Here is a 14,005-nt window from a genome sequence, read left to right on the forward strand (position 1 = left end):
AATAAAAGGAGGAAATATACTTTGAGAAGACGTGACTTTATCTATTTAACGGGTATGGGTGCCGGCGCTTTGATGCTGCCCGGTATGAATGCCCTCGGTAAAACAATCGATCCGGTAAAGGCGCTGGAAGGCGTTGATGTAAAGATCAAAAAAGAGTTGGCTGACGTGGCTTTAAACGCAGCCAAATCAAACGGTGCTACTTATGCCGATGTTAGGATTGGCCGCTACCTTAACCAGTTTGTGGTTACCCGCGAAAACAAGGTACTTAATGTGGCTAATACCGAATCGTACGGTATCGGTATCAGGGTTATAGCTAATGGTTGCTGGGGATTTGCAGCAACCAACGATGTAACTAAAGAGGGCATGGCTAAAACGGCCCTGAAAGCAGTTGCAGTCGCCAAAGCCAATGCCAAAATTGGAGGTGCGCCCGTAGAGCTTGCTCCCCAAAAAGGTTATGGCGAAGTAAGCTGGAAAACACCGCTTACCAAAAATGCTTTTGAAGTGCCTATCAAAGAAAAGGTTGACCTGTTGCTTAACGCCAACGGCGTGGCCATGGCAGGCGGGGCCAACTTTGTAAACTCGATAATGTTTGCCGTAAACGAGCAAAAATACTTTGCATCAACCGATGGTTCGTATATCGATCAGGATGTACATCGCTTATTCCCAAGTTTTACGGTGACCAAAATTGATCCTGCAGCCGGTTCATTTGAAACCCGCAGGTCATTAAGCTCGCCGGTTGGTATGGGATACGAGTATCTTGATCCGCTGGATAGCGAGAAAGTGGCTGGTATAACTACCCGCTACAAAAAACGTTATGACATGATTGAAGATATGAAGTTTGCTACCCAGCAGGCTGCCGATAAAATAAAAGCAAAATCGGTTGAGCCGGGCAAATATGACCTGGTGCTTGATCCTTCGCATTTATGGTTAACCATTCACGAATCTGTTGGCCACCCTACCGAGCTTGACCGCGTATTGGGCTACGAGGCTAACTTTGCCGGTACCAGCTTCCTTACATTGGACAAATGGAAATCGGGCAAGTTTAACTTTGGCAGCAAAGCCGTAAATATTGTGGCCGATAAAACCCAGGTGGGTTCATTAGGCGCTGTAGGTTATGATGATGAGGGTGTTAAGTGTAAAAAATGGGATATCATAAAAGAGGGCACCTTAGTTAACTACCAGGCCATCCGCGACCAGGCACATATCATCGGGCTTACTGAGTCGCAAGGCTGCTGTTACTCGCAAAGCTGGCAGGACGTACAATTCCAGCGTATGCCAAATATATCTTTGCAACCGGGCAAAACCCCATTGAGTGTTGATGAGATGATTAAAAACGTCGAGAAAGGTGTTTACATTATTGGCGATGGCTCATTCTCTATCGATCAGCAGCGCTATAACTTCCAGTTTGGCGGGCAGCTGTTTTATGAGATTAAAAATGGCAAAATAGCCGGGATGCTTAACGATGTTGCCTACCAGGCCAATACACAGGAGTTCTGGAATTCCTGTAGCCAGGTTTGCGATGAGCGCGACTACCGTTTAGGCGGGGCCTTTAATGACGGTAAAGGCCAGCCGGGCCAGTCAAGCGCGGTATCGCACGGGTCATCAACCGCATTATTTAAGGGAGTGAATGTAATCAACACTAAAAGAAAAATCGGATAACTGAATTATGCCTATATTAAATAAAGAAGAAGCCCAGGCTTTACTAAAAAAGGTACTTGCCTATTCAAAAGCCGAGGAATGTGAGGTAAGTTTAAACGGCAGCGAAGGCGGTAATATCCGCACTGCTTTAAACGCGGTTTCAACAGCCGGCGATATCAGTACTATTGGATTGGCCGTAACATCGGTATTTGGCAAAAAAGCCGGTACCGCCACCATTGATGAATTTGACGATGCCGCCCTTGAAAGGGTGGTACGCCGGTCGGAGGAGCTGGCGCAGTTAGCACCGGCCAATCCCGAGTATATGCCGATGTTAGGTCCGCAAACTTTTGCAGAGGCCATCACCTTTAACGCCAACACTGCAGCCATAACGCCGGATACCCGCGCAGAAATGGTGGCCAAGAGCTTATCGGTTACTAAGGAAGCAAAATTGACAGCAGCCGGGTTCCTCGAGAATTCTACCAGTTTTAACGCCGTTATGAATTCTAAAGGCTTGTTTGCTTATAACAAAGGTAGCGATGTTACTTTCTCGGTTACTACACGTAACCAGGAAGGCACAGCATCTGGCTATGCGGCCAGGGGATTTACCGATGTAAGTAAGATGGATACTTTTTCGGCAACCAAATACGCCGCGGGTAAATGTTTAAGCTCGTCAGGTGCAAAAGCCATAGAGCCAGGTAAATATACTGTGATATTGGAACCCGTTGCGGCTACCTACCTATTGGAAAACATGTTCCGTTTTGATGCCCGGAGCGCGGAGGAAGGCCGTAGCTTTTTGAGCAAAAAGGGTGGGGGCACCCGCCTGGGTGAACAATTAATGGACCCAAAAGTAAATATCTACTCTGATCCCTTTAATCCCGACCTTCCATCAACCACATGGAGCGGCGAAGGCTTGCCGCGCGAAAAAACCAGCTGGATTGAAAAAGGCGTAGTTAAAAACTTAAGTTATAGCCGCTACTGGGCTGATAAAAAAGGTGTTAAGCCTTTGCCCGGGCCTGGCAATATCATTATGGATGGCGGCGATGCCAGCCTGGAAGACCTCATTAAAAGCACCGAACGAGGTATCCTGGTATCACGCCTGTGGTATATCCGCATGGTCGATCCGCAATCGCTGTTGTTAACAGGCCTAACCCGCGATGGTACGTTTTATATAGAGAATGGCAAAATCAAGTTCCCGGTTAAAAACTTCAGGTTTAACGAGAGCCCGGTTATTATGCTAAACAACCTGGAAGCATTGGGCAAGCAGGAGCGGAGCATCAGTGTAGAAAGCTACCGTAGTTACCTGATTCCTACGTTGAAGGTCAGGGACTTTACGTTTAGTTCACTATCAGATGCGGTTTAATACCCCGGATGATTACATCAACAAAGGAGCGGCTAAAAGTTGCTCCTTTGTCGATATTAATACTGCCACATATTGGCTATTCTTGCTCCCCCGAAACTGAATAGAAGGCATGCGGATGGAACCTGTCTGTAATTAACATTTGCTATTTACATTTATTCGTTGTTAAAGAGAGTCAAGCCGCACTCATATTAAAAATTTGAGCGCTCTAAATTTCAAAGTCTTTGGTTGAATTTCAGACAAAGCTTCAAATAAATTATTTTCTGTAGCGGTCAGCAATTCTTTAATTAAAAGGCACCGCCCCGTGGTTTGTCGGCGCTGTTAATCTGCCATTTAGCTACACGCTATTCAAAATTGAGTATATCGGATTTTATGAATAAGCAATTGCCAATCATTACATTTGCCTGGAGCAACGGCTGGTAACTAATAGTGATTAGCTTTATCGCCGGCAAAGCCAATATCACCTGTCAATTATGATTAAACATGAAATGTAAAAAGTGTAATTATGGCTTTATGGTTTTCTTTTGTTGTGCGCTTGCTGTATCTACCATTTGCTTGGGTCAGAAGAAAAAAGCAGCAGCAAAAACTGAAGAGACGGTCATTTTTTTTGATGACTTCGAGGGCAAAAAACTCAATCGCAATAAATGGAATGCCGAAGTAACCGGTATGCATGTGAACAATGAACTGCAGGCTTATGTTGATACGGGTTCGACTGTGTTTTTGGTTAGTGGTGCAGCGGCAGAGGGTGCAAAAAAGGGTGCCTTAGTAATAAGGCCACAGTGGATACCTGGTTTTAAAACAAAAGACGGGCAAACTTTTGATTTCATATCAGGCAGGATAAATACCCAAAATAAATTTGAATTTGCCTACGGAAAAGCCGAGGCCAGGATTAAACTAACTGAAGGTGCCGGCCTTTGGCCCGCCTGGTGGTTGTTAGGTAACGGCCTTTGGCCCGCCTGTGGCGAAATTGACATTATGGAATACGTAGGCGAAAAGGATTGGGCCAGTGCCGCCGTGCATGGCCCTGGCTACAGCGGCGAAACACCATTTGTAAACCGCCAGTATTTTAGTGCAGGCAATAATGTTACCCAATGGCACATTTACGCCGTAGAATGGACGCCGGATGCCCTTTATTTTAAATACGATGGTAAACTTATGTTCAGGTTAAATAAAAATATGACCGGGCATTACGGGAAGTGGGCGTTTGATAACAAAAAATACCTCATCCTGAATTACGCCCTTGGCGGTGCTTACCCGGTAAAAATAAACGGCGTAACTTTGCCTTACAATGGTATGCCGGCATCAACAGTAGATCTTATTAAGAAAAACAAAGCAAAAATGCTGGTTGATTGGGTTAAGGTAACTCAAAAAAAATAATTTTAAACAAAGTGTTTCTTGAATTTGGAACAGGCCTCGGTAGTCGCTTTTTTTGCTATTTTTAATTAAAAAGACAATTAGGCGATAAAAATGAAAATTTAAGCAGAAAATTTTACGAAGTACCAAACCATTTTGTTTGTTTTACGTATAAAGGTTGAGATTTAATTTCTATAAAAACAGTGTGGTAGGCTATGTTATTGGTTGTAAATAATTTACCGGTTTGAGGTTTTATTCAAACCGAACCTTATTATCATAAAGCTGAAACGAATAGATATTGAGGTTAATGAAGATCCGTCTACTTATTTTTATTTTTTTACTTATTTCGCTGCGTGGCTTTAGCCAGTCGTGCTCATTAACTGTTGCTATATCTTCTTCCGAACCGGGCATATGCGCGGGCAACACTATTGCTTTAACAGCTACTCCCTCTGGCGGCTCTGGCAATTATGATTACGCATGGAGCACGGGCGAAACCGTTAATCCAATTCACGTAAACAAAGCAGGCAACTATACGGTAACTGTTACCGACAAAACTTCGGGTTGCACGGCAAGCAAAACAATCACTGTAAACATTACGCCAACACCTGCTGCGCCGGTAGTAACGGGTGGCGGCACGGTTTGCCAGGGCACAAGCGCCCATCTCCAGATTACTTCGGCTGGCGATAGTTTTCAATGGTACACACAAGCAGCAGGCGGCACCCCGTTTCATAACGGCAATAGCTATGATACACCACCGGTTACCGGGTATACGGCCTACTATGTTGAAGCCACTACCGCTGGTTGCACAAGTTCACGAACCACGGTGTCTGTTAACGTTTTAAGCAAGCCCGTAGCCCATAGTGTTAAAGCATGCGCGGGCAGTCCGGTTACCCTATCGGTAAGCAATGGTGATAATTATAGCTGGTATACCTCAAGTACCTCAACAAACGTGGTTAATACCGGGCCAACGCTTACAATTGCGTCGTTGCAACAATCGGTAAGTTACTATGTTACCTCTACTGTTAACGGATGTACAAGCCAACGCACAGTTGTATCTGCAACGGTAACTTCGGCACCACAACCGCCCACGGTTACCAGTAATAACACTGTATGTTCGGGCTCTGTAATCACTTTACACGCTGATGCCCCATCCGGTGTTGCTGATTGGTTTGATACCCCTACCGGCGGAACCCCATTAATATCAAGTCCTGATTATACAACGCCGCCGCTTACGGCTAACACCACTTATTATGTACAAAATACCATAAACGATTGCCAAAGCCCGCGTGTACCGGTTAACGTTACCGTAAACCCAATACCTGCCGCGCCCGCGCAACAAACTGTAAATAGTTGCTATAATAGCAGTGCACACCTAACTGCCGGTACAGATGGCACATACCAATGGTATGCAGATGCCGATGGAAAGCACTTTTTAAAACAAGGGCTTACCTACGATACGCCGCCATTGACCCAGGATATTACTTACTATATTGTGGCTACTAATTCGGGTTGTAATAGTGCGCCCAGCCCCGTAAATGTAATTGTGGCGCCACCGGTTGCAGCGCCATCAGTTTTAAACCCGCCTATTACCTGCAGCGGGTCGACTGCTGTAATCACGGCTACAGCGCCAGGAGGAACTTACCAATGGTTTGCAACCGCCACGGATAATAATCCTTTACCGGTTACCGAGAACGGAAAGTTCACCACGCCTGCCTTAACAGCAACTACTACCTATTACGTGCAAACAACCGTAGGGCAGTGCACAAGCAGCCGTACTGCTGTTAAGGTTGTTGTTTCAAGTCCTGTGGCCTCACCTGTGGCGCGCGATGCCAACATCTGCTCCGGAAACCAGGCAACGTTATCCGCAACCGGGCCAGCCGGGGATTATGCCTGGTTTGATAGCGGTAACAACCTTGTACAGGTGGGACAAACATTTATTACCCCGGCATTAACAGCATCTACAACATACACGGTACAGGTTACTGTTAATGGTTGCACCAGCGCACCTGTAGCTGTAAAAGTGGTTGTTACACCGTTGCCGCAGTCACCGGTAGTGGGGCCGTCGCCTACAATCTGTCCTGGTAGCACTGCGAATCTTTCGGCCAGCGCAGCCGCGGGTGAGAGTATTGATTGGTATGACGTACCCTCGGGCGGTGTATCGCTGCACACTGGGAACACCTTTGCTACGCCGCCTTTATCGGCCGATAAAACCTACTATGTGCAAAGTACTTCTGGTACCTGTACCAGTACGCGTACCCCAGTTACGGTTACCGTTGACAATAGCGGCACCTCATTTAGGTATTCGTCGGCAACATATGCAACAACGGGCGCAAATCCAACCCCTGTAATTATCAATCCCTCTGGTAGCGGTATATTCAGTGCGCCTCCGGGCCTGGTGTTTATAAGTACGGCTACAGGACAAATTAATGTCGGCGCAAGTATTCCCGGAACTTATAACGTTGTGTTAACCAGCAGCGGCACTTGTTCGGGTACCTATTCAAGTATTATAACTATCAGCGCGAGTCCCCTTACGGGTTTTACGTATAATACCCCCATTTGTAAAACAGGGGCCAATCCTAAACCAGCATTTGCGCCGGGTGCCAGCGCCGGGGTTTTTACAGCTTCGCCCGCCGGACTAACTTTTGTTGATGATAAAACCGGCGAAATCAGTTTGGCAAATACTGCCAAGGGCACATATACCATCACCAATACCATACCGCCCAGCGGCTCGTTTTCGGGCAGTTCATCATCTTTTAATATTACCATTGATGATGCCGTGACGGTAAGTGCAGGTGCCAATCAGAGTGTACCGCTAAATACACCGGTAACTTTAAATGGCAGCGTAAGCGGTGCTTCGGGAGGTACATGGTCTGGCGGGGCCGGCAAATTTTCAGATGTAAATGATCTTCACGCTGTTTATACTCCTGCAAATAATGAAAGTAAGGCTGTGCTTACTTTACTTTCAAACAAGTCGGCCGGCGCATGTAATGCGGCATCTGCTACGGTAACCATTTTTTTTAATACGGTACCACCGGCACCTACTGCCCAGGATGCCCAAATTTGCAAAGGCAGCAGCGCCACGTTAACAGCGACAGCTCCGGGCGGCACCTATAATTGGTTTACGGCAGCAAGTGGCGGTTCATCAATAAAGCAGGGGGCAAGTTATACTACGCCAAGCCTCACCGCTACTACAACTTATTATGTTCAAACTACGGTAAATGGCCTTAACAGCCAGCGTAAAGCTGTAACAGTAACCGTTTACGATGCACCGCCAACTCCACAAACATCGGCCGATACAGTGGTTATTTGTGCAGGTAGTACGGCAAAATTTGTTGCAAGCGGCTCGGCAGGAACCTACCAGTGGTTAAACGAAAGCGGACAACTCGTAAACATCGGCGATACTTTTACAACGTCGTCATTAAATACAAGTACGTTTTATAATGTACAGGCTGCGGTTGGGCAATGTGTAAGCGCCATGAAAAAGGTAGTTGTTATAGTTAACCCAACACCTTATATTACAAGTAGCTCAAGTGGTTTTACCTGCAGTGGCAATCCTTTAAATTATACTATAACCGCTAACCTGCCAACGGCTACTTTCAGTTGGGGGCGGGCGGCTGTTGCTGGTATTAGTAACCCGGCGGTGTCAAATCAGACCAATACTTTGATTTCAGAAACGTTAATAAATACTACGGCCAATCCTATCAATGTAACTTACACAATTACTCCAATAAATGGCACCTGCCCTGGTACGCCCATTAAGTATGTTGTTACAGTTTACCCTACGCCGGTGATAACCAAATCGCCAAAAATTTCAATATGTAATGGTACCTCTGCCAATTACAATATAAAGTTTAATACAGCCAACACCTCGTTTAGATGGAGCAGGGCAGCCGTGGCAGGTATTACCAATAACGCGGTAAGCGGCCAGGCCTCTAATGTGATCAGGGAGGTGTTATATAATACCAATACCACCCCGATTGATGTTGTTTACACCATTAATTACAAAACAAACGACTGTGATGGCGAACCTTTTAACTGGGTTGTAACCGTTAACCCTGCACTTAATATTACCAGTGATACAGTTTCATTGGCTTGTAATAAAACGCCGCAAAACTACGCCATTACATCCAATGTGCCTACTGCAACCTTTAGCTGGACCCGTGCAGCGGTACCGGGTATCAGTAACCCGGCAGCCACGGGTACCGGCCCCATTATTGATGAAGCTTTAACAAATACTACAACAGCTCCCGTCAGCGTTAACTATATTATTACGCCATCAGCATATGGTTGCGATGGGGTGCCGTTTACTCATACCGTAAATGTTAACACCAAGCCTAATGTACCGCAGGCAAACAGTAACTCGCCGGTGTGCCTTGGCAATACTATTAATTTGCGTACTCCTTCTTTAGCAGGTGCCACATATATGTGGACAGGGCCTAATAATTTTTCCTCAACATCACAAAACCCGGATATTCCGGCTACTGTTGAAAGTGCTGGTACCTATAACTTATTTGTCACCGTGGCCGGTTGTACAAGCGATGCCGGAGTTACCACGGTACAGGTAAATCAGCCACCTGTTGCTACGGCCACGGGTCCCCAACTGGTGTGTAGTAATGTAACGTCTATCGCTCTTAAAGGTTCGGTTACCGGGGGTACTACAACAGGTATCTGGTCGTCAAGTAATCCTAAAGGAAGGTTTTTACCATCGTCAACCTCTGTTGATAATGTGCAGTATATCCCCTCGGCCGACGAAAAGGCTGCAGGCAGTGTCACTATAACCCTGTCATCTACCAGTAAAGACGATTGCACTATCTCTACTTCGGTACTCAATATCAGGTACGGGCAGGAGCCGGGCGCCGATGCCGGTAAAAACCAAAATGTTTGCTCGCAAGATCAGTTTGTGCAATTGGCCGGCAAAGTACTTGTGCCCGGCGGTACAGGTTTTTGGAGCACTGCTACCGGCGACGGTCAGTTTCATTCGGGAAACCAGCCAAATGCCACATATTCGCCGGGGGTTAACGATCTGAAAAAAGGATCGGTTATGCTGACCTTTAATGTAGATAATTCCGGCCAGTGCTATACGCCGTCTGATTCGGTTAAAATAACATTCTTTGGTCCGCCGGAGCTTACCACCGAGAAGATAAGATATGTTTTAAGGGATAAAACGATCACGCTGCACCCATCTGTAAATGACGAATCTGTGAGCTACTTATGGTCGCCAAATTATAATATCAGTGATATTCATGCTAAAAATCCGGTTATAACAGGAAGCGTTGATACCACCTATACACTAACTATTACCGATAGTTTAGGTTGTATTACCACCGGCACCACACATATTGTTGTATCGCCGTCGTTATCGGTATCCAACGCATTTTCGCCCAACGGCGATGGTACGAATGATACCTGGGAAATAACCGGACTGGTAGCCTATGAAAACTCCACGGTTGATGTGTTTAACCGTTACGGTACCCTCATATTCCATTCCAAAGGATATGGTGTACCCTGGGATGGTAAATCAAACGGGCAACCCGTGCCGGTTGGGGTTTATTACTTTATTGTGGATACCAAACTTAACGGGCAACGGTTTACAGGATATGTGACTGTTTTGAGGTAGCCTTGCCGGAGAGTGGTGAATAGTGAGCGGTGAGTAGTTAATAACCCGAGTCCAACCACTCACCATTCACTGCTCGCCATTCACTTTAACCCAAAATTCCCAGCAAATCTGTTTTCGACATTGATTGTAAAAACGAGCTATCAGTATTAACCAAATTATCGGCCAGGCTTCGTTTAAAGTCCTGCATCTGCATAATTTTTTCTTCTACGGTATCGGGGCAAATCATCCTTACAGCTACTACATGTTTGCTTTGACCTATCCGGTGCGAGCGGTCGATAGCCTGGTTTTCAACAGCTGGGTTCCACCAGGGGTCTACAATATACACGTAATCAGCTTCGGTTAAATTAAGGCCGGTACCGCCGGCTTTCATGCTGATGAGAAATACGCTTATTTTGGGGTTGTTTTGAAATTCATTTACAACAGCCTCCCGGTTACGGGTGCTGCCAGTGAGCCAGCAAAATTCAATTTTACGACTCAATAACTCTTTCCTGATCAGTTCCAGCATCGATACAAACTGCGAAAATACCAGTATTTTATGCTGATGCTGTTTGCTTTCAATTTGCTCAATGAGCATCTCTATCTTGGCGGATTCTGAGCCGGGTGGCTTTTCTCCATCAATCAACAACGGCGAGTCGCAGATCTGCCTTAATTTGGTTAGCCCTTTAAGCACGTTCATCGGTGTCTTCCTTAGTTCGTCGCTGGTTGTGGCCGAGATGTATTCGCGGAATTCCTTTTCATAGGCATCATAAATTTTGCGTTGTTGTTCCTTCATTTCGCAATAAAGTACCATCTCAGTTTTTTCGGGTAATTCGGCGGCTACCTGTTGCTTTGTACGGCGCAAAACAAAGGGCTTTATTTTATGCTGCAATTCGGCCGCGCGCTTATGGCTCTTGAATTTATCAATGGGTACAGCATAAATATCTTTAAAATACTGTTTGGTACCCAACAAACCCGGGCAGGCAAATGAAAGCTGACCGTAAATATCAAAGGTGTTATTTTCGATGGGAGTGCCTGTAATGGCGATCCGGTTGCGCGATTTTAGCAGGCGCACCGCCTTGTACCTTTGCGAATCGGGATTTTTAATCTGTTGCGATTCGTCCAGAAAAACGTAGTTAAACTGATAGTGCTTTAAAAAGCCAATATCGGCAAGCAGCGTGCCGTACGATGTCAGGATAATTTCATAACCGTCAAACTCTGAAGTGTTTTTCATCCTGTCGGCCCCGTAAATGGTATGCATCCTGATAGATGGGGCAAACTTTTTCACTTCAGCCTGCCAGTTAAATATGATAGATGTGGGCACCACCAGCAAATTGGTATTCCGATCTCTTTTGTTGCGTTGCGATAATATGAAGGCAATAATCTGCATGGTTTTGCCCAAACCCATATCATCGGCAAGGCATCCGCCAAAATTAAAATCATCTAAAAAGTTAAGCCAGTTTAAACCCTGTTGCTGATAAGGGCGAAGTGTCGTTTTCAGGTCGGCTGATACTTCCACATGTGTTATCTTATCAAAATCAGCTAACTTTTCACGGTAGGTAAATAACTCGGCCTTAACCTCCTCATCCATCACCTGCTGATCAAACAATTCATCAATTGCAGCGTAATTGATTTTATGGATGCTTAAAATATCTTCATCAGTAACCTCGCCGGCATTAAAGTATTTAGTAAATCTTTCAATCCACTCCAACGGCAAAATACCCACCGTGCCATCATCCAGCTGCACGTATTTACTTTTGTTACGCACTGCTTTTTGCACGCGTTTTAATGAAGTTTTGGTTTTGCCAAAGCGGATACCAATTTCGGTATTAAACCAGTTGATGCCGCTAAGCACCCTTATTGTAATATTTACTTTGTTGGCATTAAGCTTGTTGCCTTCCAGCTCGTTAAAACCTAAAACAGTAATACCATGCTGCCGCCAATCCTCAAATACGTTTAAGAACCATTCTTCCTGCAAAAAATGTCTTTTATGCAGGTAAAAATAATGCAGGTCGTTATCCAGTTGTTCATCAAAGTAGGGGTGTTGCCTTACCAATAGGGCTGTCAGGGCTATCTCGGCCTCGTCATCGCGTTTTACAATAAATTCGTTGCCTTTATGATCAACCCCATGAATGGTACGTTTGGTACGTACAGGAATTTCAGCCTCGCCATAACGCATCACCGGGATTATCATCACATGACTGCCAAAGTCCGACAGGTAAATGATCTGCTCTGTTTCGGCGGTAAATCCCTGTTGCTTTAACTGGGCCTGTGTAGCTGGCTTTATATGCTGATAGGCAATTGTAATCCTGTCTTCCAGCTTGGTGAGTAGCTGCGTTTTAAACTCCTTGTATTTGGAGTGGTGGATAAGCAGGTTTTCGGGCCGTTTACGCATCAGGTCGATAATGCCCAGCAGTTGGATGTTATCGGCCAGGTAAAGCTTGTCCTTTACTAAAATAAAATAGCTGAACCGGATACCCAGGTCTTTAAGCTGATGCACCTCGCCATCAATTGTAAGCTGGCCCGAAAATTCATAAAACGGCCCCTGCGGTTTTATATTCAGGCTAATGTTTTGCGGTAATAGCCCAACCTTAACAGATACTATCGATGAAGCTGTGATATTGTCGGATACCTGGCTGTTGTGGTAATAAAAATTATACTTCAGCGGGTTTTTAATAATTGCCCTTAAGGCCAGAATATCGGCTGCCGACCGTTTGCTGTTGATGTGGTTCTGAAATTTATTAATGCCTGTAAAAAACTTTAGCTGCTCATGGTCGTCCGTACTCCAGATCTGGTCTAAAGGGTTCACCAGAGTCAGCGGGTTTTTAATTTTACCCTCTTTGGTAATTTGGGCGCTGTACAGCTCCACAAAAAGGTATTGATAATATTTGTGCTGTTTTAACACAATACATATGGATTGGCCTGTATCTCCGTCGGTCTTATCAGTAATTGCCGCATCAGCGGGCAGCAACATTTCGCCGTATTGGGCCAGGCTATCTTTAGTAACCGGTATAAGCGAGGGCAACCTTGGGACAATAACCGATTGCTTATCTATATACGTCACTTTAAAAAAAGCATCCAGGTCGGGTTCGTTTTCCAGGCCATAATCAATGGCCGCCTTTCTTATTTTTTCGTCCCTTAACCGGCTATCAAAGTATATGCGCAGATCATTTTTTTTAATAACGGCGGTAAGCACCAGCGTTTGGTGTTCGCAAAGCAGGCCATGGCTGGCGGTGCAGCCGCAGGTTAATAAAAGTTGCTGATTATTTTGAACTATGGTAACCTGCGGAAAGTTAACGGCATCAAATTCGTGGTAAAATACGCCGCTGTTAATTTCAATAACCTCGGGAACAATGTGTTTATAATAGGCTGGATGATTATCATATCCACCGCCCGACCGTTGGAGGATGGCGGTTTCGGTAATGGCCGCAAAGGGTAAATCTAAAATATAAGTATGGCCTCCAGGTTCATCTTCCTCATAAATAGCTGCTGTATCCACTTATATCCCTTTTGTTGTGTTTTGGGTAAATATCTTAAGAATTGGGCAGACTAACCAAGTTGGAGTAAAGAAAATATTTATAGGGCTTCAAATAGGCATTCTGTTAATTGTAGGTTAATTATCCTTTATAAAAGAGGTAAATTGCAATAAAAAATATAATTCCTATAGAATTAGTAGTTTAATGAAATTATTTTATATTTGCGATGTAAAAATACCACCATGATCGCTTTTGTTAATCCTGAAACAGGGTTCATTAAATTTTCTTCTGCTATTCTGCAACAGCCCATGTGCTGTTACTGCTGTTGTTGGTAACGCGGCACAATACCTTGTTTTTTTGATGCTTAATTTTTGCTTTTGGGAAGAGGTATGCGGCATTCAAAATTATACAAAACATTTATTTACAACATTCTTTAAGCCCCTTAAAAAGATGAAATAAGATTTACTAACTATCCTTAAATGACACCGGCAAGGGAGCCTTGCCGGTGGTTTGGATGGCAGATCAGCCCGTAACGCCAATCACTAACTGATCTTCATCCCCGGTTTTACTAACAAATAATCATTAACA

General features: G+C 44.9%; 5 protein-coding genes. 4 read left to right on the forward strand and 1 reads right to left on the reverse strand.

All coding sequences use genetic code 11. From position 1 onward, the window contains the following. Window positions 1-21: 21 nt before the first annotated feature. The 4 genes from PQ469_RS11935 (at window position 22) to PQ469_RS11950 (ending at window position 9,965) form a co-directional block, all read left to right on the forward strand. On the forward strand, window positions 22-1,659 hold the full coding sequence (locus PQ469_RS11935; protein ID WP_274213160.1) for a TldD/PmbA family protein: 1,638 nt from the start codon (window positions 22-24) through the stop codon (window positions 1,657-1,659). A 7-nt stretch (window positions 1,660-1,666) separates the two neighbouring features. Beyond that, window positions 1,667-2,998, forward strand: coding sequence for a TldD/PmbA family protein (locus tag PQ469_RS11940; protein WP_274213161.1), 1,332 nt, complete (start codon window positions 1,667-1,669; stop codon window positions 2,996-2,998). A 480-nt stretch (window positions 2,999-3,478) separates the two neighbouring features. Continuing rightward, window positions 3,479-4,372 carry a glycoside hydrolase family 16 protein gene (locus PQ469_RS11945; protein ID WP_274213162.1) on the forward strand — a complete coding sequence of 298 codons (894 nt, stop codon included), beginning with the start codon at window positions 3,479-3,481 and terminating at the stop codon, window positions 4,370-4,372. Window positions 4,373-4,655: 283 nt separating this feature from the next. Beyond that, window positions 4,656-9,965: an Ig-like domain-containing protein gene (locus tag PQ469_RS11950; protein ID WP_274213163.1), complete on the forward strand. Its 5,310-nt coding sequence runs from the start codon at window positions 4,656-4,658 to the stop codon at window positions 9,963-9,965. A gap of 85 nt (window positions 9,966-10,050) precedes the next feature. Here PQ469_RS11950 and PQ469_RS11955 read toward each other — a convergent pair whose 3' ends face one another. Next, window positions 10,051-13,440, reverse strand: coding sequence for a DEAD/DEAH box helicase (locus PQ469_RS11955; protein WP_274213164.1), 3,390 nt, complete (start codon window positions 13,438-13,440; stop codon window positions 10,051-10,053). Window positions 13,441-14,005 lie beyond the last annotated feature (565 nt).

This window comes from Mucilaginibacter sp. KACC 22773 (assembly GCF_028736215.1).
Classification (GTDB): Bacteria; Bacteroidota; Bacteroidia; order Sphingobacteriales; family Sphingobacteriaceae; genus Mucilaginibacter.